At 59.2% G+C, this 23,317-nt stretch carries 25 protein-coding genes and 1 pseudogene; 17 read left to right on the top strand and 9 right to left on the bottom strand.

From position 1 onward, the window contains the following. Nucleotides 1–10 precede the first annotated feature (10 nt). Nucleotides 11–862 (bottom strand): ImmA/IrrE family metallo-endopeptidase, encoded by an 852-nt coding sequence (locus CSC78_RS01665; RefSeq protein WP_162336166.1) that lies wholly within the window; start codon nt 860–862, stop codon nt 11–13. Continuing rightward, nucleotides 855–1,241 carry a helix-turn-helix domain-containing protein gene (locus tag CSC78_RS01660; RefSeq protein ID WP_162336165.1) on the bottom strand — a complete coding sequence of 129 codons (387 nt, stop codon included), beginning with the start codon at nt 1,239–1,241 and terminating at the stop codon, nt 855–857. Before CSC78_RS01660 ends, CSC78_RS01665 begins: the two co-directional genes overlap by 8 nt. 217 nt (nt 1,242–1,458) lie before the next feature. On the opposite strand from CSC78_RS01660, the gene CSC78_RS01655 reads away from it, so the two are divergent. From CSC78_RS01655 to CSC78_RS01615, 9 genes are all read left to right on the top strand, one after another. After that, nucleotides 1,459–1,800 (top strand): multiubiquitin domain-containing protein, encoded by a 342-nt coding sequence (locus CSC78_RS01655; protein WP_162336164.1) that lies wholly within the window; start codon nt 1,459–1,461, stop codon nt 1,798–1,800. Between the two features lie 4 nt (nt 1,801–1,804). Then, nucleotides 1,805–2,215 carry an E2/UBC family protein gene (locus tag CSC78_RS01650; protein WP_162336163.1) on the top strand — a complete coding sequence of 137 codons (411 nt, stop codon included), beginning with the start codon at nt 1,805–1,807 and terminating at the stop codon, nt 2,213–2,215. Beyond that, nucleotides 2,206–3,600: a ThiF family adenylyltransferase gene (locus tag CSC78_RS01645; RefSeq protein WP_162336162.1), complete on the top strand. Its 1,395-nt coding sequence runs from the start codon at nt 2,206–2,208 to the stop codon at nt 3,598–3,600. The genes CSC78_RS01650 and CSC78_RS01645 overlap by 10 nt, the downstream gene beginning before the upstream one ends. Then, the gene (locus CSC78_RS01640; protein ID WP_162336161.1) at nt 3,593–3,970 is read left to right on the top strand and encodes a DUF6527 family protein; all 378 of its coding nucleotides are present in this window, start codon (nt 3,593–3,595) and stop codon (nt 3,968–3,970) included. The genes CSC78_RS01645 and CSC78_RS01640 overlap by 8 nt, the downstream gene beginning before the upstream one ends. A 54-nt stretch (nt 3,971–4,024) precedes the next feature. Further along, on the top strand, nt 4,025–4,489 hold the full coding sequence (locus CSC78_RS01635) for a hypothetical protein (protein WP_162336160.1): 465 nt from the start codon (nt 4,025–4,027) through the stop codon (nt 4,487–4,489). Nucleotides 4,490–4,602: 113 nt separating this feature from the next. Next, complete coding sequence (locus tag CSC78_RS18830) at nt 4,603–5,124, top strand: hypothetical protein (protein WP_202924093.1); 522 nt, start codon at nt 4,603–4,605, stop codon at nt 5,122–5,124. Between the two features lie 353 nt (nt 5,125–5,477). Further along, nucleotides 5,478–6,341, top strand: coding sequence for a hypothetical protein (locus CSC78_RS01625; RefSeq protein ID WP_162336159.1), 864 nt, complete (start codon nt 5,478–5,480; stop codon nt 6,339–6,341). Beyond that, the gene (locus tag CSC78_RS01620; RefSeq protein WP_202924092.1) at nt 6,338–6,973 is read left to right on the top strand and encodes an alpha-ketoglutarate-dependent dioxygenase AlkB family protein; all 636 of its coding nucleotides are present in this window, start codon (nt 6,338–6,340) and stop codon (nt 6,971–6,973) included. The genes CSC78_RS01625 and CSC78_RS01620 overlap by 4 nt, the downstream gene beginning before the upstream one ends. Nucleotides 6,974–7,032: 59 nt before the next feature. Further along, nucleotides 7,033–7,689, top strand: coding sequence for a hypothetical protein (locus CSC78_RS01615; protein ID WP_162336158.1), 657 nt, complete (start codon nt 7,033–7,035; stop codon nt 7,687–7,689). A 298-nt stretch (nt 7,690–7,987) separates the two neighbouring features. On the opposite strand, the gene CSC78_RS01610 is transcribed toward CSC78_RS01615, so the two are convergent. After that, nucleotides 7,988–9,433: an HNH endonuclease gene (locus tag CSC78_RS01610; RefSeq protein WP_162336157.1), complete on the bottom strand. Its 1,446-nt coding sequence runs from the start codon at nt 9,431–9,433 to the stop codon at nt 7,988–7,990. Between the two features lie 487 nt (nt 9,434–9,920). Between CSC78_RS01610 and CSC78_RS01605 the strand changes: the two genes are divergently transcribed. The 3 genes from CSC78_RS01605 to CSC78_RS01595 all read left to right on the top strand — a co-directional run bounded on the left by CSC78_RS01605 (nt 9,921) and on the right by CSC78_RS01595 (nt 13,158). Continuing rightward, complete coding sequence (locus tag CSC78_RS01605) at nt 9,921–11,279, top strand: hypothetical protein (protein WP_162336156.1); 1,359 nt, start codon at nt 9,921–9,923, stop codon at nt 11,277–11,279. 20 nt (nt 11,280–11,299) lie between these two features. Then, complete coding sequence (locus CSC78_RS01600) at nt 11,300–12,058, top strand: M12 family metallopeptidase (RefSeq protein WP_162336155.1); 759 nt, start codon at nt 11,300–11,302, stop codon at nt 12,056–12,058. A 227-nt stretch (nt 12,059–12,285) separates the two neighbouring features. Further along, a complete protein-coding gene (locus CSC78_RS01595; protein WP_162336154.1) occupies nt 12,286–13,158 on the top strand; it encodes a hypothetical protein in 873 nt (290 codons plus the stop codon). Between the two features lie 295 nt (nt 13,159–13,453). Here CSC78_RS01595 and CSC78_RS01590 read toward each other — a convergent pair whose 3' ends face one another. The 3 genes from CSC78_RS01590 to CSC78_RS01580 form a co-directional block, all read right to left on the bottom strand. Then, a complete protein-coding gene (locus CSC78_RS01590) occupies nt 13,454–14,185 on the bottom strand; it encodes an SseB family protein (RefSeq protein ID WP_162336153.1) in 732 nt (243 codons plus the stop codon). A gap of 3 nt (nt 14,186–14,188) precedes the next feature. Beyond that, complete coding sequence (locus CSC78_RS01585) at nt 14,189–14,464, bottom strand: BPSL0761 family protein (RefSeq protein WP_162336152.1); 276 nt, start codon at nt 14,462–14,464, stop codon at nt 14,189–14,191. Between the two features lie 91 nt (nt 14,465–14,555). Next, nucleotides 14,556–15,368, bottom strand: coding sequence for a hypothetical protein (locus tag CSC78_RS01580; protein ID WP_162336151.1), 813 nt, complete (start codon nt 15,366–15,368; stop codon nt 14,556–14,558). A gap of 118 nt (nt 15,369–15,486) precedes the next feature. Between CSC78_RS01580 and CSC78_RS01575 the strand changes: the two genes are divergently transcribed. After that, entirely contained in the window at nt 15,487–15,738 is a 252-nt protein-coding gene (locus CSC78_RS01575; RefSeq protein WP_162336150.1) for a helix-turn-helix transcriptional regulator, read from the top strand. Between the two features lie 330 nt (nt 15,739–16,068). Further along, nucleotides 16,069–17,637: a ComEC/Rec2 family competence protein gene (locus CSC78_RS01570; protein WP_162336149.1), complete on the top strand. Its 1,569-nt coding sequence runs from the start codon at nt 16,069–16,071 to the stop codon at nt 17,635–17,637. A gap of 61 nt (nt 17,638–17,698) precedes the next feature. On the opposite strand, the gene CSC78_RS19250 is transcribed toward CSC78_RS01570, so the two are convergent. Further along, nucleotides 17,699–18,289, bottom strand: coding sequence for a 3'-5' exonuclease (locus CSC78_RS19250; RefSeq protein ID WP_407072264.1), 591 nt, complete (start codon nt 18,287–18,289; stop codon nt 17,699–17,701). Between the two features lie 406 nt (nt 18,290–18,695). Here CSC78_RS19250 and CSC78_RS01560 point away from each other — a divergent pair. Together CSC78_RS01560 and CSC78_RS01555 are read left to right on the top strand one after the other, a co-directional pair. Continuing rightward, nucleotides 18,696–19,535: pseudogene (locus CSC78_RS01560) on the top strand (PA0069 family radical SAM protein); the annotation flags it as partial. Nucleotides 19,536–19,624: 89 nt separating this feature from the next. Continuing rightward, the gene (locus CSC78_RS01555) at nt 19,625–20,158 is read left to right on the top strand and encodes a nucleoside 2-deoxyribosyltransferase (protein WP_202924091.1); all 534 of its coding nucleotides are present in this window, start codon (nt 19,625–19,627) and stop codon (nt 20,156–20,158) included. Between the two features lie 12 nt (nt 20,159–20,170). On the opposite strand, the gene CSC78_RS01550 is transcribed toward CSC78_RS01555, so the two are convergent. Together CSC78_RS01550 and CSC78_RS01545 are read right to left on the bottom strand one after the other, a co-directional pair. Further along, on the bottom strand, nt 20,171–20,878 hold the full coding sequence (locus CSC78_RS01550; protein ID WP_162336146.1) for a 2OG-Fe(II) oxygenase: 708 nt from the start codon (nt 20,876–20,878) through the stop codon (nt 20,171–20,173). Nucleotides 20,879–20,912: 34 nt separating this feature from the next. Further along, nucleotides 20,913–21,944: a class 1 fructose-bisphosphatase gene (locus tag CSC78_RS01545; RefSeq protein ID WP_162336145.1), complete on the bottom strand. Its 1,032-nt coding sequence runs from the start codon at nt 21,942–21,944 to the stop codon at nt 20,913–20,915. 97 nt (nt 21,945–22,041) lie between these two features. Between CSC78_RS01545 and CSC78_RS01540 the strand changes: the two genes are divergently transcribed. Beyond that, nucleotides 22,042–23,277 (top strand): MgtC/SapB family protein, encoded by a 1,236-nt coding sequence (locus tag CSC78_RS01540; protein WP_162336144.1) that lies wholly within the window; start codon nt 22,042–22,044, stop codon nt 23,275–23,277. The last annotated feature ends 40 nt before the right edge of the window (nt 23,278–23,317 follow it).

Here is a 23,317-nt window from a genome sequence, read left to right as displayed (position 1 = left end):
CATCGCCTACTTAGCCCTTGCTCGGCCAAGGCAGGTGGCCATCGAGTTCCTTCAGTCCCGTGTCTTCTTCGTCCTGGCGAATCGGCCCATCACGCGTCGGCTCTGGCATGTCTTCTGAATCCAGGCACAAGAGCGTTAGTACCTGATCCCTAGATGCATCGAAGATCGCATCTTCGACGACGGTACCGCCGTCGGCATTGTCGAACCAAACATCTGCGTCCAGCTCAAATGGACCCGCATGCGTTGGATCCTTGCGTAGCTGGGCGGAGTAGGAAGTCTCCGGCAATGCAACGCCTGAAGGTATCCACAGTTTGGTACTGCGCAGTGAGGCAGAGCGAAAGGCGTACTTGACCTTGCCACCCTGAGACACGACAAACGCGCATGGTTCAGGAGAGAAAGCAACCATGCGCGAGCCAGTAGCCAGCAGGGATGCTTCGAACTGCTCAGCCAAGTCATGCAAGGAGGCCACATCCATTGCCCTCTTTAGTAGGGCTGGCCGAAATAGCGAAACGGGTAGCAAGAGTTCGGCAGCGAAGATGTCGCAACACACTTCGTTGGGTGGCCTCCTCTCATAGCTCCATGACGGATCACCATGCTCGGATTCAAGCTCCAGTACGACATGGCCAATCTCATGACAGGCAGTGAAGCGCTGGCGACGTGGCGAATCGTTGCCATTCACGAAGATGGAATGACGGCCCTTGGCCGTCATCGTATAGCCTGCTTCGCCACTCTCTAATTCATCATCTACGCTCAATTTTGCGCCGATCTGAGCGAGATAGGGTTCAAGGGGAACCGGCACGACGGTCGGGTTCACCGATTGAACGAACTTGCGGGCACGCTGTTCTGCAGTGAACTCATTCATCTTCTGAGTCGATCACGCGTTGTGCGCGCTCGATCAGAGCACGCGGTTCTGGTCTGGTGGTCCCGCGATGACGGACGCCATAGGCGACTTCAAATGTCTCGATCGGAATAGAGGAATTCTCCAGCACGTACCGGACGAGTTCAGCATCGCCCGACGGATGGGCCATCAGGTAAATCAAAATCTCGGTGTCCCGGCTCGATGGCTTCAGGACTCGGACCAGGCGTTCCAGGATCTCGCTGGAAGGCGACTCCTTCTGTCCGGTCTCTAGGCGATGGATATAGGCGTGGTCGACCTCGGCCAACCGGCCAGTCTCACGCAACGTCAGCTTTCGATCTTCACGAAAAAACCGGAGAGCCTCTCCGAGGGGGGGTAACGACACGACGCCTCCTTGACAGGCGGAACTTTTGGGTCTAGCGTGTTGTCTAACCAGACAACAGGCGCCCTCCGAACTAAGCCACATAAGGGTTTAGGAGGGTCTAGAAGGCTATCACGACTGTTGTCTGTGTAGGCACCATAACGGAGATAGGGACAAGAAAATGTGATGCAGGGCGTGCGACGGAGTCGACACAAACTGCGCCTAACCAGAGGAGAACGCAATGAGCACCAACGACGAGCACGATGATGTCGCAGACACTGAAGAACCCGTCTTGGACGAGGTCATTGACCTTGCCGAGTACGCCAGCAGGGGCGTGAAGCCCCCCAAGGCAAAGGCCTACCGCATCCGTGTGAACCGGGATCCCTTCGTGTTCGAAGTGCCCAATCCCACGCGTGAGCAGATCCTGCAGAAGGCGGGTCTGGTTCCGGTCGAGCAATGGACCCTGCGTTTGAAGCTGCATGGCGGCGCCTTCGACCGGATCGAACCCAACGAACGCGTCGATCTGACTCGCCCGGGCGTCGAGAAATTCAAGGCGCTGCCCAACGATCAGACCGAGGGCTGATCCCATGGACCTGCGGCGCGAGTTCGACCTGCCTCCCGATGACGTTACCTTCCTGGACGGCTACGGCCGTCCATGGGAGACCACGGTCGACGGTAGCCAGTGGGTTCTGATACATGAGTTCAGTACCCAACATGAGGGCTACACCTCAGCCACCGTGACAGTAGCCATCCGACTGGAGACGGGCTATCCCTTGGCATCGCTGGACATGGTGTATGTCCATCCGCCGATGTCACGCCGCGATGGTCAGGCACTCCGGTGCACCGAAGCTGTCCAGGCCATTCATGGGGTGCAGTACCAGCGCTGGTCGCGCCACTACACGGCCACCCATCCATGGGTGGCAGGTATCGATGGTCTTGAGCGACACGTCCTGTCTATCGAGGAATGGTTTCGCAGGGAGATGCCGTCATGCACGTGACGTTGGCTCTTACCATCCACCACCACCTGCAGTTGCAGAGCCACTTGTTCCCCGGCGATGGCAAGGAGGCGGCCGCCATCCTACTGTGTGGTCGTGCCAAGGGTGCCCACGCCCATCGCCTGCTCGTGCGTGAGGTCCATCCCATCCCCTACCAAGAGTGCTCCGTGCGCACTCCCGTGCAGGTCACCTGGTCCACCGACTTCATGGTGCCGCTGCTGGATCGCGCCGAGCGCGAAGGTTGGACCCTAGTCAAAGTACACAGCCATCCCACCGGTGTACCGGAATTCTCAACCGTGGATACCCAAGGGGACCTGCGCTTGCTGCCGGCCATCCGAGACTGGATAGAGGCAGACGATCGCCTCCACGGTAGTGCAGTAATGCTGCCAGGTGGCACGATGTTCGGCCGCTACCTGGATCATGACGGAACCTTGGCAGCCTTTAGCGCAATTCAGTGCGTGGGAGATGACCTATGGCGATGGACCTCCAATCTGACGTTGGATGAATCAGCCGCGTCCCACGCAGCTGCTTTCGGCGAGGAGACCTTTCGCATGATCAGTGACATGTCCATTGCCATCATCGGCTGCTCAGGTACCGGGGCACCGACGGCCGAGCAGATCGCGCGCCTGGCTCCCCGCGAACTCGTGTTGGTGGATGACGACGTTGTTGAGACCAGAAATCTCAATCGCATCCCCAACGCTACCCGCGACGATGCCCAGAAAAAGCGTCGCAAGGTCGATGTGCTCGCGCAGGCGATTGAAGAGATGGGCCTAGGGACCACTGTTCGGGTTGTTCCCCACAATCTCTGGAGCGCAGATGCTGTGCGCGAAGTGGCGCAGTGCGACATGGTGTTTGGCTGCATGGATAGTGTTGACGGCCGCTTCCTCCTCAACCTGCTGGCAACGGACTATCTAATTCCTTATATCGACGTGGGTGTCCGCTTGGTGGCTGGGGAGGATGGTCAAATCCAGGCCGCTTGCGGAAGCATCCACTACCTGCAGCCCGGGCGTTCGAGCTTGCTTAGCCGAGGGTTGTTCACCATGGAAGACGTAAGGGCTGCGGGCCTTCGGCGCACCGACCCGCAGGCGCACGCCCAGCAGGTCAAAGACGGCTACATCCGCGGTGCGCCCACCCTGCGGCCAGCGGTAATCAGCATCAATTTCCAACTTGCAGCCATGGCAGTGACCGAGCTTCTCGCGCGCCTGCATCCGTTCCGGGACTCTCCCAACCGTACCTACGAGCACCTCCAGTTGGATCTTGCAGACATGACCATCCTGCACGACACCTACGACGCCTCATGTCCCATCCTGAGCAAGCGAGTGGGGTTGGGTGATCGCACTCCGTTGCTGGGTTTGCCCGAGTTGTCGGATCGCCACCATCATGACTAACGTCGTCCGACATATGCTGCAGCGCATGCGCAGCATCATTGGTCCGCGCTTCAGCCTTGTCGAAGCTGAGGATGACTTTCCCGCGGTCATGCGCAAGAGGACACTCTATGTGCTGGCTGAGGACGGCCAAGTCTGGGCTGCGGCTATGACGTGTCCGTGTGGCTGCAAGGCGATCCTGCACCTGAACCTGTTGGCAGATCAGCGGCCGTGCTGGCACCTCAATTTACGAGATGGTGGCTCGCTGATGCCATCGGTCTGGCGCAAGGACCACTGCGGTGCCCACTTCTGGTTCCGGGAAGGGCGTGTCCATTGGACTGCGGATCAGCGCAACACGTTGTGGCGCGATCTGCGACTTCGTCTCGGGCGCTAGGTAAGATCGCGCCAGAAATCCTCCGCTTGAACTTCATAGACGCATAGGGACGCCGTGGATCACAACGTCGAAAAGCTCAAAGCACACATACTGCCGCTCTCCCATTCCAGCCGCTTCGAGGTGGCGCGAACGGAGTGGGATCTTGTGAGTGTGGAGATCACGGAGGACTTCGACCACTGCCCTTGCGGGCAGGAGATCAAAGAGCATTGCTACATCACCAACCGGATCACGGGTCACTCTACCTACGTCGGCAACGTGTGCATTAACAGATTCATAGGCATCGACACGGGAAGCCTGTTCGATGGCCTCAAGCGCATCACCAAGGACCCTTATGCCAACGCAAATCTTGACGTGATCGAGCACGGAAGAAAGCTAGGCTTCATCTATCCATCTGAATACGAATTTCTCGTCTCGACCCGGCTGAAACGAAAGCTCTCGGATCGACAGTTGGAGTGGAAGCGCAAGATAAATCGTCGCATTGTTCAACAGACCGTGGTTTCACGGCGCACACGAAAATAGCGCTCGTCGGCTTGTTCGGAGAGCGTCGTCGCCCTAACATCCAGTCGTCTTAATCAAGGGCCACGCAAGACATGATCGAATCTCAGTACTGGCGCGCGGAGCTGAGGAGCGAAATGATCTGGCTGCGTCGAAATCGCAAGTACACACGGTGGTCTGAGAAGCGGCACGTCTTGTTCGAGCGTAGACTCATGTTGGTGGCTTTCCAGGTCCGCTCTTTGCTTGAGCGCCCAAAGGTCAGCCAAGCCGCCAGAGAGACGGCTTGTCCGGCCTTCCGATATAAGAAGATCGGGAACCGCCCATTCACCGTGTCGGGCGGGGGCTGGCCACATGACAGGTTCGAAATGGACAACCCGCAACCCGTCAGCCTTCCGGTTCTCACTGTCTGCAATCAGCTGATCCACTACTACTGGATGCAGACGCTTACCAACAATCGATCATTTGAACTGATGCTGGTGTTCTCGGATTACGAGCGGCACAAGTGGGCCTACGAAATCCAGATTGTCGATTTGCTCGAGATGTTCCAGGTCTTCGCCGCTGATTCCTCAGCGCTGACCAGTGCCAGACTCGAGTGGAATGAGAAGCGGCAAGACTACGTCGTTGCGCCGCATGGAAAACTCGAAGCACTGCGAGACTGATGATCCCCCGCATACGGGCTGCTTGCGGCAAAGCTGCGGCACCCAGTTCGGCATTTGGTCAGGCCCCGACATCGATGGGTCGCGCACCGCGATCAGGCCACAAATGCGTGGGCTGGAACTGCTCCCTCCCCGTCGTGCGAAGGCCGCGATCGCCGAACGGGCTGTACTTGGGGTGCTTAGGTCCGGCACGGAAGCGAGTCGCTGGCGGATCAGCCTGCGGCACCCTTCTCAGGTGTTGAGATCGCCACTTCCTATCTTTGTAGGCGTTACTTGTGGGGTGGATCCGGCGGAGATACGCTCCGCTCGAGATGGATGCTTGGCAGGGTGCTGGGCGCACACAGGGAGAGCGGACCGTGACCATTTTTCAGTTGGTGAAGATTGTCTTGGATACGTTGTACGCAGAGGCGGTGGATGCATTCGGAAAAGACGCGGACACCCAGATCAAGGAGCAGATGGCTTACCTGACTACCAGTTATGGGAAGCTCACTAGCGCAGACAGAAAGCCGGTGGACTACAAGAACCCGGCAACCAGATTCGCCTATGTTTACAAGTACGTCGCCTCGCACGGTGACTATGTCGCCCAGGTTCTATACACCCTACGACTCGAACTGGGAGCGCCCATCTTTGATCAAGAATCGCTCCGGGTAACCTGTATTGGGGGCGGTCCAGGGAGCGATTTCATCGGTCTACTGAAGTACCTAGCTGAGAACAAGAAGGAGCAGGTGCAGAAACTGACTTGCTACCTAGTGGATCGTGAGAAGGCATGGGCGGACACTTGGACGGAGATCCACGCCTCCCTTGGCACTGAGATCCAGTTGAATGCGAACTTCCAGCCTCTAGATGTAACCGAGCCAGAAGACTGGAAGTATCAGAAGAAATTCCTACAAGCGGATCTCTTCACTATGAGCTACTTTGTCTCTGAGGTGATGGCGCTGGACAAAGGCGGAGTTGTGACGGCTTTCTGGCAGACCATATTCGGATCAGCCAAGTCCGGCGCGTTGTTCTTGTACGACGACAACGGACACGAGACCTTCAACAACTACTTCGACCACCAGTGGAAGACCGCCGGGCTTGAACTTATCGTAGGCGCGACCAACGAACTGACGTGGCCAGGGAGCGATGAGCAGAAGGATGATCTGGGCGACTACTTGAATAGGTTTGGTCAGATGCCAAAGCTAAAGACTCAACTCAGTTATCGCCTGCTGAGAAAGCCGTGACGCAGGATCTGTTCTCTACTGGACGGGATTTCGAGCAGCTTCCGATGAGGGATGCCGAGGTCTTCTTGCTCAGGGACTTCCCGCTCCCCCTGCCTGCTTCGGAAGCGCTCACGAGGCTGATTGAAGAAACCACATGGCGTTCAGAAGAAGTGACCGTGTGGGGGAAGAGGCACGTGCAGCCACGACTAATTGCATGGTACGGAGACCCGGGTCGATCCTACTCCTACTCCGGAATCTCGGTGGCCCCGCTTCCATGGACACCCCTGATAGAGATGCTGAGGCAGTCCGTTCAGAACCAATGCGATGAGACCTTCAACAGCGTTCTTCTGAACTACTACCGGAACGAACGCGACAGCATGGGGATGCATAGCGACGACGAACCTGAGCTGGGCACGCGTCCGATTATTGCATCACTTAGCCTCGGCGAAACACGGACATTCGTCTTCAAACACAAGACTCAAGATGTGCCGTTGGTTCGCGTTCCGTTGCACTCTGGAACTCTCCTTCTCATGAAGGGAAGTACGCAAAGGTTCTGGAAGCATGGTATCGCCAAGGCATCCAAGACTCATGGTCCGCGCGTGAATCTGACATTTCGTCAAGTGCGTCACGGTCTCTTTGATACGCCAAAGTGATGGCCTGATGACAGGGACTTTCGCTTGCATGCCAAAGTACAAGAAGAATGAAAGCAGCTATGACTATGGCACTTAGTCATGTCAGCCCAAGCTATGAGCACACCAAGCTAGAATCTCCGAGCTACTCGGATCTCGTGGATGTGTTTGAAGATCGGATGCGAAAGTGGCTCCTTGAACCAGCTCAGCATCTTCTCTCCATGGAGTATGGGGACGTTCCAGCCATATCCCTTACTCTCGGATACTTCGAGGGAATAGAGATCTACTTCTCAGGTCAGGACAGCGACCGAACCTCAAAGGAGTTCTTCCGTCGCGGGTTTCAAAGGGTCTTTCAGCCAAGACCAGAGAGCGCGCACATCTTTGACGAGACGGTGAATGGTCTCTATGTTCAAGCTAGGTGCGGCTTCTCGCACGACGGATTGTTTCGTAATCGCGTCTTTTTCAGCGATGGCCGCCCAGAGGCGCTGACCATTACTTGGCCGAAGAAGGATGGGGAGTTCGTCAAGACCGGCCAGATCGAATCAATCGTCATAAATGCCAAACGCTTTGTAGACGGGGTGGTCAGGCACTTTGAACAGTATGTCGCCGATCTTCGCTCGGAGGAAGACGAAACGTTAAAAGCCAATTTTCTTAAAGTGGTCGAGCTCAAGTGGGGGCTCAATGAGCCACCACGATTCATAGGGATGACCGAGAACGAGTTCTTCGGGAAGGAGAAGTGAGCCCTGGAACCGGGCAATGCCCCACACGGATTTCAGCTATCTGCCAGAAGCGAACCCGATTGGAGCCGCCGCGCCGCTCATTGGTGACTGTCGCTACGACATGGGATCATGGGCGCCCGTGCACTGCAGCAGTGTGAGCTAGTGATTGTTCCATGCCACGCACGTTCCACGTTGGGTAGCGCCCGTCGACACTGTTTGTTCGCAGTCCTGGTAGGTTGTCAGCGCCCTGGAGGACGGTCGCAGCCGCAATCAAGAAGATGCGATCTGTGATGCCGCTACTTTCCTTAGCGAGAGAGGACTAGAGCAGCTGATACTCCAACTCCGCCTCGCGACCCTTCGCACGCAACAATTCATAGAACTTGTAGGACACGTAGCGCTCGACGTCCGGGGCGGACACTTGGAAGGCTTGGGCGGGCCTGCTGGCTCTCGGGTTTCCAATGCGGAACTCGCTGTAGTTCTTGTTCAACAGATTCACTACATGCAGGGGGTTGGCCTTGAGATCGTCCAACAACCTCAGGCCGAGTTGCGTCTTGGCGGCCTCCGCCTTGGCAAACATCTCGCGGACGCATTCGAATCCCTCCGGGTTAGGCAGACGCGCATATTGTGCAAGGAGTAGGGCCAAAGCCTGGACCTTCTCGATCGTCTCGTCCGGCTCAAGGCGATAGGAACGTGACGCCGCGCGGTGAAGCACTTGGGCTTGGATCTGCTCCCACGTCTGGTTCTGCGGAACACCAAACTCTTTCGCCAAGATATCCAGGTCGCTCGGCGAGCGTGCAATGAAAGCGTTCTCGTTGAAATGCCACTTCTCAGCCTTCTGCACGAACTTCTCGATGAGCTGCGGTCCGTCGTAGGCGTCGCTCAGGTGAACATAGTTTTGTAGCACGCCGAATAGCTCGACATAGCAGTACAGATCGCGTCCATGGCTGAAGAGATAGACGTGGTGCGTCGGATACCAATCCTCGTGCACATGCTTTTCGGTTTCAAACAAGCGTTCGACGTCGTCGACCGGATAGTAGGGAATGATCAGCGAACGCAATTGCGAGGGGCTGGTCGTTAGGTCTGTATGGCTCATCAAGTGGGCCAGGTATCGGCGCTGAACCCCATGCAGGCTTGCGAAGCCAATTGCGATCTTCAGAATGCCGCGAAGGATCTCTGGCGCGCCCGGCCGCGCTGTGAGAAGCAGGCGCTCGGCGTAGGCTGCCGCGTTATCGCTTACCTCGACCGTGTAGCCACGGGTGAGCAGGTCTTGGATTGGACGGGATCGTTTGAACTGATTGGCCTGCTGGAGGCTGCTTGCGACGATTCTCGCAACCTTGGCGGAATGGTCTGGGACCATTACCGGCCGCGTTGGTACCACGGTAAAGTCATTCTTCAGAAGAAAGCCGATTGACTCCAGTTCTTTGGCGTTAGGGTCGCTAGTTCTCAGCTGGACTTTGGCTTGCGCTTGACTACCACGATCGCGGGGCGTCTGCAGTAGGGCCGTAAGCGGTGCGATCGCCTCCGCAAAAGCCCCATCGACAGACGTCCCGAGCCTGCCACCACATGCCTCGCACAGGATGTCATCGCAGATGAGCGCGCCACCAATGGCGTTCTGGAGCACGTGCTCGCCATGCCGGAGTACGTCCGAGTTATTGAAGGTTTTAGAGCAGAGGTAGCACGAAGCTGTCACGGGCTGGCGGTCCTTGCGAGGTTGGGAGGGGTTCGGACGTAGGGGGGTGTTGTCATACAAGGCCTTCATCAGCATTCGACGGTTGCCCGGATCTGCTTACGCACCGAATGAGTATTCGCCATGTAGCACAGGCTTCGGTAAGGATGTCCGCTTTGGGTCGCAAGCGGTGGCCGAAGCTGAGCTTCGAACCTGCCAGCTGCGCACCTTCACTCGGTCACGGAGGCGGGCGCGTGCTCGGCGTCCAGCACGCGGTCAGGACTCAACAGTGTGAAATCTGCCTTTCGCGAGGGCAGCTTTCTAACATAGGAAGCGACTTCCCGTGGGACTGATATGACCTGGGCGACGACGGTACTTTCGAGTTGTCCGCCCGGGGGCGTTAGCAGTGTGCCCGACTTACAAGATGCGTAAGCAAAACTTACCACATTGCGCCGTTCGTCTGATTGGAGAGAACAAATGGCCGAGAATGAGGTAAGTCCGCCGTTGCTCGGTGGGAAAGGGGTAACAGCTGTCATACGGCACGTCCGTGTCAGAAATCCAATCCCGGCCAGGAGTTCTCATTCCTATGAAGATCTCGTCTGTCTTTCATATGCTCTGCGCTGCTCTAGTTGTCCTAACCTGTGGCTGCGCGCATCGCCCCAAAGCTAAGCAGGGTATGGATGCCGCCCACATCGACTACTCGTTGCCTTTCACCCACGTCCAGCTGACGGCGCGCCTAGTACTCACCCAATGTGGTGCCGCACCGAAAGCCGACGCTGAGGTGACGTTGGTGCCTGTAGCGAGTGCGAGCCCTTATCCGGTACACACGCGTCGTATCGAAGGTGAGCAGCTAGTCTCCTTCAGCAAAAAGCGTGATCTGAAGATCGAATTGCACCCGCATCGCGCAATCAAATCTATCAACGCAAGCGTGGCCGACCGCTCCGGGGCGATTCTGATCAACGTCCTCAAGATTGCGACACTGCTTGGCGGTGCGCCATCTAGAAACGCTCAACCAGCGGTCGCAACATGCAACGCGGCTACAGAGAATGCATTGGCTCGCCATACCGCACTTGGATCCCAAATCAAGAAGCTTAGAGATGACCTCGGGAAAGACCCTGCGGCAACAATGAAACAAATCGATGCTTTGGCAGCAGAACTGGGTCGAATTGAGTCGGGACCGCTGACCCTCACGCTGAGCAAGCTACTGACGATCGACGTGAAGCAGACTGCCGGCCTGGAAAGTTGGACCGAGGAGGACTTGAGAAAGTGGCTGGAACCCAAAGCGAATCGCTCGAACTTCAGTCTCGCTTGGTGTGTGGCGGATTGGGTTCCGGGTAAGAGCTCGGATTGTTTGATCGACAGTGCAACGCCGCAGTACGATTCTTATCTCCGTAGTAAGTCTAACAATCTGAGTAATTGGGTTTCGCCGCCGCAGTGCTCCGATGGAGCTTGCGCAACTACACTCGTATTTCTCGAGCCTAAGCTGGTGGAGCTGACAGTTGTCAGCGCCAACGTTGTTGATGCGCAGCCGAACCCGACGATCGCGATTGACAAAAATGCCCGTCCCAAAAGGGAGCCGGATCTGGTTGGTGGCACTGACAATAGTCTCGCGCGTGTAGCCTTCCCACTTCCGCAAGCGGGCGACTACAGTTACTTTCCGCTGAGCGCCGGATTCGGTGGGACCAAATCGCTGGCACTAACCTTGGATGAATTCGGCCGACGCACTTCTTTTGGTTGGTCGTCCGGAGCTCGCGGTGAAGAGATAACGGGCGGAGTGCAAGCAATCGCGGAAGCCCACACCGCATTGCAGGCGGCACGAGCCACGAGTGACGTCAAAGAAGACAAGGCTGCAATTGAGGCGCTGGAGGCACTGCAGAAGCGCAACAAACTTGAAACGTGTCGCGCGATCATCGAGGCGGGTGGATACACTTGCCCCGAGTCTTGATCACACTGAGACATTTAAAGATGACCGGACCAAGCAGCCCCTTCGAAACCCCGCAGGGCAGGCGGGTCACTGTGACGGTCGATGTCGCGTCAGTCGGTCGAAGGAGTGGCCTTCATCTGCTTGAATGTGTCGAGACCCATGGGCGCTACTACTTTGAAGGTGACATAGTCGTAGCGCCAATGCGGATCGCTGATGCGGCAATCAAGCATCGCTCTGTGGTGTTCGGTAACCGAATCAGGAGCCGCTCGTCGCTCTGGAGGGGAGGCGTGGTTCCTTATGCGAGCCACGTCACGCTGACCGATCTCGTAGCCGAAGCCACTGCGCAGTGGGAGCAGTCCACACCAGTAAGATTCAAACGTTACGATGCCGAGAAAGCCTATGTACTTTTCATGCCTGGCCCTATGAACACTTCCGAGGTTGGGTGTACTGGTAGAGCGCAAACGGTGACGCTTCGCGAGGACGCCACTGTTGAGACAGTAATGCATGAAATTGGTCACGCTCTAGGACTGTGGCATGAGCATGGCAGATCCGACCGTGACAAGCATGTCCAGATTCATCGCCAGAACATCCTCGGGGGCCAAGGCTTCCAATTTGATCAAGTGATAAAGGATGGCCAAGACTTTGGCGCCTACGATGTCGAGTCCATCATGCACTATGACTCGTTGGCATTTAGCGTCAACAGTCAGCACACCATTACGATGAAGAACGGCGACCCAATCCCACGGAACGGCCAGTTGAGTTCAGGTGATATCGCAACTGTTACGGCGATGTACTCTTAATGCCGCGTTCTTTTTTGGTGAGGCTTGATGGCTGGTCATTGGTTGATGCGCTGCACGTAGCTAGAAGTTGTGCTGAGATATTCTCTCAATTTATCGAGATCAAGCGAAATCATCACAGAGCGCCATTCGTTTTCTCGTAGTTGACGGCTAATGATTGGAAGGCTACTCGAACTAGATATGCTGTCGACCGTGTAGATGGCCGATCCCGCGATAAAGAGGGGAACTGAATGAACCTGTGGGCCTTCGTTCTAGGACTCGCCACACTATTCTGCATGTGGCTCTTCTCACAACACTCTCGTCGCTACGGTCATCAGGCGCGATTGCCCCCCGACGACGGTTTGTCCAGCGTTAGGGGCCAGAGTGCTCACAGAAGTCCGCTCGGAAGCCGAGTTGGTATCGCGATATTCTCTTTAATTTTTCTCGCTATGCTTGTGGCGGTCGCGCTGCCGAGCTTTAACAACTACAGCGGCAGGGGTCCAGCCTCTGCGCACCTTGCCAGTCTGGCGCAGGTTCGAGTCACGGTAAGTCAGCTTATAGACAGCGCGAGGACGCCAGAAGCTCAGCTTCATCTGCAGCGCGCCAGTGACAATCTAGGGAACGCTACTTTCTATTTGCGCAAGACGGGCGATACGGACATCAGCTCCGAACTTGTGAAATCAGCAGTTTTCGAGATAGAAACGGCGGGTCGGTTGGAGCCTGCGCTAAGCAACAGATATCCGACCGCCGATCTAGCCAACGATATGCGGCAACTAGAAGCCAGGCTCGCTTCCGCCTCGGTTCCCTCAGATACGCCGGATTCCTCATCGAGCAAGATGTGGGGCATCGTCTTGTTGGCACTTTTCTCACTGTTTGTCACAGCGTTCTTGGTCGCCTACTTCATGTTGTTGGCCAAGCACTGGGACAGCAAACCAGATGCGGCGACTAATCATCTGCGCGCTCGCCTGGAACCCTTGTTCGCCTTCTTTGCATTCGTACTCGGAATTGCTTTGGTACTTTTTCCCGAGCTTGATCAAGCAATCGCGATGTGGGGTGCCGGAATTTCAGGAAGCGGCGTGGGATATTGGCTAAAAACGGTCGGTTCTCCCGCCGGCACGGCTTGATGCATTCGCGTGGAACAAGGTCATCATAGAGTCGGCGCTATTGGCCCTGCCTTCTGGTCCACATCAAGAGTCTTGGGAGCTTGAGGGTTGCGCTTCAGAGTCGCCACCGTAGTCTCGTAGGAAAGGGATCATCGGGGATCAGGTCTCGACGAAGGCAAGCTCGCGCGAAGCCATTTTTCCTACTCGCTTTCATCCAATGCTAAGGCTGAATCCGATGGCGCAGCGTTGTCAGAGCCCAGGGTGTAGGTGGCGCGATTATGCCCGTGACCACCAGCCCCATAGCGGATTCGTAGGTCTAGTCCCCGGAAGCGAACACCGGTATGCCGCCAATCTCATCCAAAAAGCCAGGCTTGGCCTGCGCAATGTCAAACACGGCCACGTCGACAATGTCCTCGGGCCGTGGATCCAATGCCTGAACAACAGAGACAAGATGCCGTGCTCCTCGCTCCATCTGGCGAGCTTCCACGCCCGCATAGATGAGCAGACTTGCTCGGCTTGACCTCCCATCCACTGCGCGCTTCTCAAGGAGATAGATCTCCCTGATGAAGGGAGGCAAAGGTACGTTCCCGTCTAGCGCTCTGATCAAGTTGTCAGGCGCGGACGTGGCGGGGCGTACATCAACGGGACCCTCGCCCAAACTGACTTTCTCGAACGTCTCTAGCGTCCCTGACTGCAGCAACGTGGCCACCTCCTCGGGAAACAGCACAGCGCCACCGTCGTTAGGGTTGACCATCAAGGTGGCCCCTCGCGTCTGCTCAAACAGCGTTGTGCAAGGAAGCCTGATAGTCCGCAAGCCATTGAAGCTAGATCGCGCGGCGCGTTGAGCCGAGGTGAAGAAGGGAATCGCGTCGTAGCCATCCGGGTGCCGAAACTGGATCAGCCTCACATTCTTGGAGTCATCGGAGACGGGCACATAGGCGTAAACCATGGCGCGAATGAGGCAAGAGAAGAAGCGCGACTCGTTGGTATAGCTCTGCATCCCTTGCTCGAACCAGTGTTCCAGCTCGCCCTCGCTTACGGTGGACATCTCTTAACCCCCAACGTGTGGACCATGCGTATAGCCGCGCAGCCATTCCGGATCGAACTCGGTCACAAGTAGGTTCGGACGAAGCGGTGACTTAGTGACCTCCTGCAGGTGTGCCTCGTTGGCGGCAATCGCTTCGACATCCGATATCGACGGGAAGTGTCTGAGCAATCGATACGCTTCCGTGCGTACCTGCTTGGGAAGGGCCATGTTGGCGGCAAGATCGCGAAGGAACGCGCCTGCCTGGATGAGGTGTCGAGTTCGTTCGATTGGCATGGTCATAGGGATCTTCCGTATCGGAGGGCGCTGTGGAACAAGCCGTGGACGGTCGCCTGTTGCGGGCATGATTAGAGATGTCGCGAGGCGGCCGGCGTCAGGCCTTGCCTGCCGCTTTGCTCTGTCCCAGTGCATCGGCGGATCGCCCAGGACGGTCTGTCCAGTAGGAAAATCCGACAGGCAATAGGGAGGAGAGGAAGACGTTCAATAGGATGGGCTTCTTCCACTGAGGATCAGGTACAAACTGGTACTCCTCGGCAGACAGCTCATTGTTGGCTGATCTGGAAGCAAGCCAGCGCGACCTGCGACGCATCTCATCAAGCATTGCGGCGCGAGCCGCATCTTGGTCCATCCCAGTCCGAAGAAGAGTTGAGGCAGCGCCGCGCGCCGCATGCCAAGCCAGGTAGCGCTTACGAGCCAAACTCAAATCCGACCAGTCATCTTCAAGGGCATGCACGATGAAGGGAGCGCTTGCCGGATCTAGGGTGTGGCGACGTAGCAGGTGCGCTAGGTATGTCTCAATCTCGGCCGCTGACAATGCTTCCCAGAGCTCAAGGGTCGGTCGAACAGAGTCCTGACGGGATGCCAGATCCAGCATCACAGTCTGCAGCGTGGCTTGGAGATGGTTTCGCTCACCCCAATCGGTGAGATAGCACCATCCCAGGGGTTCATAGAGTGCGCGACGGATGCCGGACTCCTGTCCTGACGCAGGACGCAGAACCTGACTTTCCTCCAACTGCCGGAAGAGCTTCTGGCTTAGCGCCGTACCAGTGCTGAAAGGAGCCTCGACTGTCGTCGATAGCTCAAGCGCGTACCACGCAACAAGCCGCAGCAATCCCAGCGACTGTGCAAATGGCACGAGGTCGCGAGCGGCGGGCAGCAGAGTCGATTGGGTGCGGACACATGCCATTGCACCTCTCGCGAGTAGTCGGGGAGCTTATCAGCGGACGGGGGAGTTTTCTACACAATTTTCATGTAATCGGTAGGTGCGCCATAGATTCCCCAGTCGTCCAGGACTGGCGGCGACCATGGCATCAAAGACGATCTATCGGGAGGAGTATCGACGGCTGGTCGAGAGTCTGAGAGGGCGCCGCGAGGAGCTGGAGCTGTCGCAGGGCGAGCTAGCTCGTCAGTTGGGGTGGCCCCAGCAGCGGATATCTGCCGTCGAGGCGGGGGCCCGCAGGCTCGATGTGATCGAGTTCTTCGAGCTCACTTCAGCGCTCGGGCTGAGCCCAGCCCGGGCAATGAAGCTATTGCTTCCAGCCAAGGCCTCTGAGTAGTCCCCCTCGGCTAACGCGACACCAAGTCACGAACCTTCCGGCGGTCCCGGAAACACATTGGTCGTCCCGTCGCTGGACGGCCTTTAAAGGTTGTGCCCGGCTCCACCTACTTGGAAGCGTATTTACTACCTGTGCCGACAAATGGCGGCCCTCTTATCCTTCGTGGAACGTTCGCCCAAGAGCCCGTTGGTGGCCGCAGCTAGTCGCGACGCGGCTGGGCAGGGCAAGTCAGCCAGACCTCAAAGCGACTGAATCGCACGGAACGGAGCCGCTCCGCATTTTATTGAACCGAGCCGGAAGTACGAGACCATCAAACAGCAAGGAGAGGTCGTGGACATCATAGTCGACATGTTCGAAGTGCAGCTGGGAGCTTCAATACTTCTTCGGTTCAATCAGGGAGGCGATCGCTTCGTCACGGTCCTGGCCGATGGCGGAACCAAGGGTGGCAAATATCCGAAGGAGCATGTACTAAACAAGCTCAAGGAAGTATTGCCGATCGACGATGAGCAGAACCCACCACGGATCGATCTGCTCATTGGCACGCACTATGACCAAGACCATCTCAACTGTCTTGTTCCCGTCATCGAAGCCTATGAGATCGGCGAAGCGTGGATGCCACCGATTGCTAATGACGCGGAACAGCCCGCGGCAGACTGGGAGGAGCCAAGGAACAGCAATCTATTGGGTCCTCAGCTTGTAGGTGAGCAGGGAAACAAGAAGCTTGAGCAGTACTTGCTGGCGAAGAGGGACATCATTGAGAGGGTGGCCAATGTTCGCAAGATCATGAATAGCACCGAAGAAGGAGTAGACGCTCGTCAGCTGGCAAGAAGCCTTTCGAGCAAAGGCCTCGTGGCGCAAGAAGAGGAAGACACGAGTGAAGACTACTTCCAGGCAGTCAGGAAGAGAGTAGTTGGCAAGGACGCAGAAGACACGGACCACGCTTGCAAAGAGGTGCGCCCGCCGTTCCACTTCGACGACATGCCCCAGCTAGAGCTGGATAAGGTCTCATGGCTGCACGAGTACAGCTTCCGTCGTAACCATGGATTTGATTGGGACGTAGGCGAGAACCAGAACAGAAGCCTTTCCTTCATAGAAAAGAGCGCTGCAGAAGATGCGCTAACGGCAAGATATCTCAAGGACGTGGTCGACGCGCTGGAGGCAAAGGGCATCAGTACAAGATACGAGAGTGTGAATGATGGCGAGCCCAAGCTGTACGCCTGGAAGAAGGCAGAAAGACGCTTCTCAAGGGTGCAGACCTCAAGAGGCCTGACGCTAACCCTGCTGGGGCCGTCCAAGGGATTGATCTCAAAGTACTGGCGGAGACTCCCTATTGGTGAGTACATCACTTTTGCACTTCAGAGCCGACTGCCAGTCGAATCCATTACACCGCAGAACGAACTGAGCTATGCAATGATCTTCAGCTACGAAGATCAAGGCGTACTCATATCAGGCGATACGGGCTTTGTTGACTTCGTGCCCCTTGGACAGAGGTTTGATCATACCAACTTCTATCCGAAGTTGATCCGCGCGCTCAACACACCGCTGCCAGTAGTGCAGGTTGCTCATCATGGAGGCCACAACAAGTACTTCTATCATGCGATGGAAGCAGCCCGGTATCCAGTGGCAAAGGGAAAGAACTATCTTCTGCTCTCGCATGAAGAGCACGCAAAGTCGAGGCCATCAGGAGTCTTTTCAGAGTTCATAACGCGTCTTGACCTAGATGAGCAGCGTATCCAGCTCCTCTTTACGTCCCAGCCCAAGAAGGAGAACTCCGCGGACTATGAGTATCTCTTCTCTCCGCCTGTACCGGGTCAAGAGGCATCCAGTCGTGGCGACGTTCGACTTGTGTACGAAGATGGACAGTGGGTGGTGCAGAAGCATGCCGTTGAGCCCGCCTGAGCCCTCTATCGATAGAGCCCTTGGCGCTAGGAGAAGGCTGCGTGATGCTATTTGACGCGGGTCATGGATGACCCGCTACCAGCAGGCTCGGATAACGGCGCTGAAGTTCAAGGAACACGCAGTGGGATGCAAAAGCGTCATTGGCGGCGTAGAGAAGTTGGGCTGGTCTAAGGGGCCGCGCACTCCAATTGGACAGTTGAACGGACTTGGATTTCCCAAGGCGTTGTCCCAAGACGATAGCCACGGAGGCCTGAAGGCCCACGCGCTGTCGGTAGCCAAGCTTGCGCACGACGGGAGCAAGATCCAAGGCCCCCCTTAGCTTGATCTTATACTTACCGTAGAGCGGCCTCCGATCATTTGCCAGGCCAAAACCAACTTTGAGAATGCCTTCGGACTCAAGGAGTGGCGCCAAAAGCTCCCTCGTCCACACGCCCTCCGCAGGAATGCAGTAGGCCCTATCGGAAGTGGCCAGTTGGATCAGGTGAGGTCCCGTCCTGGCTTCACCGGCCACAAAGGTGGGCTTCGTTTCCGTGTCGAACCCGAGCGTACGTTCAAGCTTGAGGAATTGGAGCGCGGCTGTAGCAGCCTGCTCGCTTCCAATCCAATGAACCCTCCCTGTGTCCAGCCCAGTGAAAGGCGGCAGGGAAGCCATGAACTCGCGAGTCGGGTGAGCGAGCTTCGGTCTTGGCAGGTCTTGCATTGCTAGATCAGGGCGGCTGGTGTGAGTTTCCATTCTGCCGAGGTTTCGTGTGGCGATCCCACTGTTCATGTGCAGCGCCCTGGCTGGGCAATCATGGCCTAGGCGTGGCCGTTGCCCAGAGAGAATGCGGCTACCTCATCAGAAACCTGTTTTTCGCAAGTGCAGCTGATTCATCCGGCCGCAGCCTCGGGGCAATCTCAAATCCCCCCCCAACCTACCTTACGGGTCCCCCATGGGACCTCTAGGCTAGCCGCAAGCTCGGCCAATCTTGCGCACTTTGACCGAATGGCACCCCAGATCCCTGCTCCAGGCTCCCTCGAGCAAGTGAACAAAATTTGGAGGTTCCATAAATTGCTGGTGCAGTTACTGCTTCGCACGCCCATCGCATGCCTACCTCGACCTGTCGCCGGGGCTGGACTTCGAAACGAAGATCTTCGCCAAGACCAATGCGCAGGACGTACTGCGGCGCGAACTGGCGAAATCCGGCTATCGCGTCAGTCCGATCTCGCTGGGCATCAACACCGACGCTTACCAGCCGACGGAGCGGAAGCTGCAGTTGACCCGTCGCATCATCGAGGTGCTGGCGGAGGCGAAGCATCCGTTCTCGCTGATCACCAAGAACGCCCTGATCGAACGCGACCTCGACCTGTTGGCGCCGATGGCGCGCGAACGGCTGGTGCATGTGTACTTTTCCATCACCACGCTCGACAACACGCTCTCGTCGCGGCTGGAGCCGCGCGCATCGGCGCCGCACAGCCGCCTGCGCGCGGGGAAGCGGCTCAGCGAGGCGGGCGTGCCGGTGGGCGTGATGTTCGCGCCGGTGATTCCCTGGGTGAACGACCATGAGCTGGAAGCCGTCCTGGAGGCCGCGCGCGACGCGGGCGCCACGGCGGCGGGCTACGTGCTGCTGCGCCTGCCGCACGAAGTCGCGCCACTGTTCCGCGACTGGCTGCAGATGCATCTGCCGGATCGCGCGGCGCACGTGATGAGCACCGTCCAGCAGCTGCGCGGCGGCAAGGACTACGACAGCCGCTTCGGTCAACGGCTGCGAGGGGAAGGCGTGTATGCGGACCTGCTGGCGCGGCGCTTCGCGCTGGCATCGAAGCGATACGGATTCGAAGGGCGCCGGCATCCGCCGTTCGACCTCACGCTATTCGTGCGGCCGCGCGCATCGTCGCCACAGGGCGAACTGTTCTGACGCCGCGTCGTCGCGCTGCGACGATCGGTCACATCGAAGCGGGCGCACGCACGCCGACAATGCAGGCTTCGCCTGTTGCGTGCGCATCGATGATCCAGTCGCTTTACCTGGCCGGTCCCGACATCTTCCGTCCCGATGCGGTGGCGCATGGCGAACGCCTCAAGGTGCTGTGCGCGCGCTACGGCTTCGAGGGATTGTTTCCCCTGGATGCCCAGGTCGCGGGCCACGCCACCGGCGATCCCCTGGATACCGCGCGCTGGATCTACCGCGCCGACCTCGGTTTGCTGGAGGCGGCCGATGCGGTGCTGGCCAATCTGGATTTCTTCCGCGGCGCCGAACCCGACAGCGGCACCTGTTTCGAAGTGGGCTACGCGATCGCGCGTGGTAAGCCCGTCTACGGGTACGTACCCGAGGGCGGCAGCCTGGCCGAGCGCATCCGCCAGCGCTGTCCGCAGCATCTCGGAAGGGCGGCCGGCACCGATGCCGGTGGATGGGAGCTGGAGGAGTTCGGCCTGCCGCTCAACCTGATGCTGGCCGTGCCCTGCGTGATGGTGGTGGGCGACGCCGAGGCCGCGCTGCAACGCCTGCGCGCGGATCTCGATGCGCGCCGGTCGACGGCCTGACGGTCGGATCGCTCAGCCGTTTCCGTACAGCCGTTCGGCCCGCTGGAACAGTACCCAGCTGGTCGCGATGTACTTGTCGCCGTGCAGCGGTCGATTGCCGCGGTGCGTGTGGGTGAACGCCGTCGGCGCGATCAGCAGGCTGCCGGTGCGCGGCACGATCTTGCGCTGCTGGTGGAAGAACTCGGTTTCGCCGGCGCCGAAACCGTCGTTGAGGTAGATCGTCCACAGCACGTGCCGGTGCAGTGTCTCCGCATCGGCCGCCTTGGGGAACAGCTCGCAGTGCCAGTACGGATAGCCGCCTTCGCCGGCGGCGTAGCGCTGCAGGTTGATCTTGCCCGGCACGAACACCTTCATCACCAGCTTCATCAGCGCGGCTTCGTCCATGTTCGCCACATCGTCGTAGCGCAACCGGCGCAGCGTGCCGTCGGCATCCGGCTGCTGCAGCATCAACGGGGCGATCAGGCTGAAGGGATACGTGCGCAGGTACTGCAGCAGGCCGGTGAGCACCGCCAGGTTGAGGCGCTGTTCCACGTCGCGCCAATCGGCTTGCCCACTGATGCTGATGTCACGGCTGTGCTTGAGCTCGGGATAGTGGCCGCCGCCGACGCGCCCGGGCTGGTCCTGCCCGCTGGCATCGAAGCGCGCCACGATGGCGCGGCAGGTGTCCGCGTCCAGCGCGTCGGGGTAGACCTCGATGAAGTCGGCGGTGGTGGCGGTCATCGAAGGATTCTAGCCGCCACCCGACCCGCCTTCGTCACGCCGCCGCGGTGTCGTGCGCCAGGTGGTAGCCGACCGCCGCTTCCACTTCCTGCTTCGAGCCCAGGAACACCGGCACGCGCTGGTGCAGCTGGGTCGGGCGCAGCGACAGGATGTCCTCACGACCGGTGCTGGCGGCGCCGCCGGCCTGTTCCACCAGCATGCCCATCGGGTTGGCTTCGTACATCAGGCGCAGCTTGCCGGCCTTGCCCGGATCCTTGCGGTCCCACGGGTAGATGAAGATGCCGCCGCGGGTCAGGATGCGGTGCACGTCGGCGACCATGCTGGCGATCCAGCGCATGTTGAAGTCCTTGCCGCGCGGGCCTTCCTTGCCGGCGAGCAGGTCGGTGACGTAGCCCTGCATCGGCGCCTCCCAGTGGCGCTGGTTGGACATGTTGATGGCGAATTCCTTCGTCTCCTCCGGAATGCGCATGTCGCGCTGGGTCAGCACGAAGGCCCCCTGTTCGCGGTCCAGGGTGAAGGCGTGGGTGCCGTTGCCGGTGGTCAGCACCAGCATCGTGCTGGGCCCGTAGATGCAGTAGCCGGCGGCGACCTGCTCGCGGCCCGGCTGCAGGAAGTGCTCGTCGCCCGGCGTCGTCACGCCGTCCGGGCAGCGCAGCACCGAGAAGATGGTGCCGACCGAGACGTTGACGTCGATGTTCGAGCTGCCGTCCAGCGGATCGAACAGCAGCAGGAAGCCGCCGCGCGGGTAGGCGTCCGGGATCGGCTGGCTGTGGTCCATCTCCTCCGACGCGCAGGCGGCCAGATGACCGCCCCAGGCATTGGCTTCCAGCAGGATGTCGTTGCTCAGCACGTCCAGCTTCTTCTGCGCCTCGCCCTGCACGTTGCCGGTGCCGGCGTCGCCCAGCACGCCGCCCAGCGCGCCCTTGCTGACCGCGATGGAGATGCTGGTGCAGGCGCGGGCCACCACCGCGATCAGCTGGCGCAGGTCGGCGCTGATGCGGCCGGCGCGCTGTTCCTCGATCAGGTAGCGGCTCAGCGAGACGGCGGACGGAGCGGGAGCGGGCATGATGGGGTCCACGGCGAAGGTGGCGCGCATTGTCCGGGTTGACGAGACCAATGCAAGACCATTCGTTATGCTCGCGGCCCCAACGAGGAAGGATGGGATGGACGAAGCGACCCCGCAGACCTGGCTGGCCCTGTCTTCCGCCCTTGGGCTCGGCTTGCTGATCGGCCTGGTGCGCGAACGCAGCGGCGGTCGCGGGCACCGGATCGCCGGCCTGCGGACGCATGCGCTGGTGGCGTTGATGGCGGCGGTCGCGACGATGCTGGGATCGGTCGTGGTGCTGGTCGGGCTGGGTGTGGTCGGCTTGCTGGCCGCCATGGCCTACCGGGCCACGCAGCAGGACGACCCGGGGCTGACCAGCGAAGTGACGCTGGTGCTGACCTTCCTGCTGGGCGCGCTGGCCTTGCGGTTTCCGGCACTGGCGACCGGGCTGGCGGTCGTGGTCGCCGTGCTGCTGTACGCCAAGCAGCCGCTGCACGAATTGACCCGCGAAACCTTCAGCGAGCGCGAGGTCTTCGACGGCCTGCTGCTGCTGGCCTCCGCGCTGGTGATCCTGCCGATCCTGCCGGACCGCCCCATCGGTCCGTTCGAGGCGATCAACCTGGCGACGATCTGGAAGCTGGTGGTGCTGGTGATGGCGGTCAGCGCATTGGGCCACATCGTGCTGCGCGTGGTCGGCAACCGCTGGGGGCTGGCGGCAGCGGGGTTCTTCGCCGGTTACGTGTCGTCGACCGCGGCGACGATCGGCTTCGGCCAACGAGCCAAGGAGACGCCGGCGCTGATGCGTTCGGCGGTCGCCGCAGCGCTGCTGTCCAACCTGGCGTCGCTGACGCTGTGCGTGCCGATCCTGTGGGCGGTGTCGCCGCCGCTGGTGCGCGACCTGCTGCCGGAGCTGTCTGCCATCGGGGCCGTGCTGCTGGCAGGTGGTCTGCTCGGCCTGCGCGCGGGTCGCGAGGAAACGGTGAAGCCGCCGACCTCGGAAAGCCGCATGTTCCGCTTCGGCCAGGCGCTGGGCTTCGCGTTGCTGGTCGCGGTGCTGACCTTCGTCGCAGCGGCGCTGGCCTCGTGGATCGGGCCGCGCGGCGCGATGGCGGCGGCGGCGATGTCGGCCCTGGCCGAACTGCACGCGGCGGTGGCCACGCTGGCCAACCAGTTCTCGCGCGGCGGGATGGAAGCGGCCGAGGCCCGCTGGTGGATGCTGGCCCTGCTCGCCGCCAGCCTGACGGCGAAGTCGGTGATCGCCTGGATCAGCGGGGGTGCGGCCTACGGCCTGCGCGTGTCTGCCGGCCTGATGCTGGCGCTGGCGGCGGGCGCGGCAATGGTGTGGGTGTTCTGACTTAGCTTTTCTGTAGGAGCGACGTGAGTCGCGACCGCGA

The sequence above is a fragment of the Pseudoxanthomonas japonensis genome, assembly GCF_010093445.1.
In the GTDB taxonomy this organism is placed as follows: Bacteria; Pseudomonadota; Gammaproteobacteria; order Xanthomonadales; family Xanthomonadaceae; genus Pseudoxanthomonas_A; species Pseudoxanthomonas_A japonensis.
Note: the sequence above shows the minus strand (reverse complement) of the source record. Positions and strands in the feature narration are given on the sequence as shown.

Coding starts and splice junctions, on each gene's coding strand:
- CSC78_RS01665 (WP_162336166.1), bottom strand. CDS start 862: ATGAATGAGTTCACTGCAGAACAGCGTGCCCGCAAGTTCGTTCAATCG.
- CSC78_RS01655 (WP_162336164.1), top strand. CDS start 1,459: ATGAGCACCAACGACGAGCACGATGATGTCGCAGACACTGAAGAACCC.
- CSC78_RS01650 (WP_162336163.1), top strand. CDS start 1,805: ATGGACCTGCGGCGCGAGTTCGACCTGCCTCCCGATGACGTTACCTTC.
- CSC78_RS01645 (WP_162336162.1), top strand. CDS start 2,206: ATGCACGTGACGTTGGCTCTTACCATCCACCACCACCTGCAGTTGCAG.
- CSC78_RS01640 (WP_162336161.1), top strand. CDS start 3,593: ATGACTAACGTCGTCCGACATATGCTGCAGCGCATGCGCAGCATCATT.
- CSC78_RS18830 (WP_202924093.1), top strand. CDS start 4,603: ATGATCTGGCTGCGTCGAAATCGCAAGTACACACGGTGGTCTGAGAAG.
- CSC78_RS01615 (WP_162336158.1), top strand. CDS start 7,033: ATGACTATGGCACTTAGTCATGTCAGCCCAAGCTATGAGCACACCAAG.
- CSC78_RS01610 (WP_162336157.1), bottom strand. CDS start 9,433: ATGCTGATGAAGGCCTTGTATGACAACACCCCCCTACGTCCGAACCCC.
- CSC78_RS01605 (WP_162336156.1), top strand. CDS start 9,921: ATGAAGATCTCGTCTGTCTTTCATATGCTCTGCGCTGCTCTAGTTGTC.
- CSC78_RS01600 (WP_162336155.1), top strand. CDS start 11,300: ATGACCGGACCAAGCAGCCCCTTCGAAACCCCGCAGGGCAGGCGGGTC.
- CSC78_RS01595 (WP_162336154.1), top strand. CDS start 12,286: ATGAACCTGTGGGCCTTCGTTCTAGGACTCGCCACACTATTCTGCATG.
- CSC78_RS01590 (WP_162336153.1), bottom strand. CDS start 14,185: ATGTCCACCGTAAGCGAGGGCGAGCTGGAACACTGGTTCGAGCAAGGG.
- CSC78_RS01585 (WP_162336152.1), bottom strand. CDS start 14,464: ATGACCATGCCAATCGAACGAACTCGACACCTCATCCAGGCAGGCGCG.
- CSC78_RS01580 (WP_162336151.1), bottom strand. CDS start 15,368: ATGGCATGTGTCCGCACCCAATCGACTCTGCTGCCCGCCGCTCGCGAC.
- CSC78_RS01575 (WP_162336150.1), top strand. CDS start 15,487: ATGGCATCAAAGACGATCTATCGGGAGGAGTATCGACGGCTGGTCGAG.
- CSC78_RS19250 (WP_407072264.1), bottom strand. CDS start 18,289: ATGGCTTCCCTGCCGCCTTTCACTGGGCTGGACACAGGGAGGGTTCAT.
- CSC78_RS01555 (WP_202924091.1), top strand. CDS start 19,625: ATGATCCAGTCGCTTTACCTGGCCGGTCCCGACATCTTCCGTCCCGAT.
- CSC78_RS01550 (WP_162336146.1), bottom strand. CDS start 20,878: ATGACCGCCACCACCGCCGACTTCATCGAGGTCTACCCCGACGCGCTG.
- CSC78_RS01545 (WP_162336145.1), bottom strand. CDS start 21,944: ATGCCCGCTCCCGCTCCGTCCGCCGTCTCGCTGAGCCGCTACCTGATC.
- CSC78_RS01540 (WP_162336144.1), top strand. CDS start 22,042: ATGGACGAAGCGACCCCGCAGACCTGGCTGGCCCTGTCTTCCGCCCTT.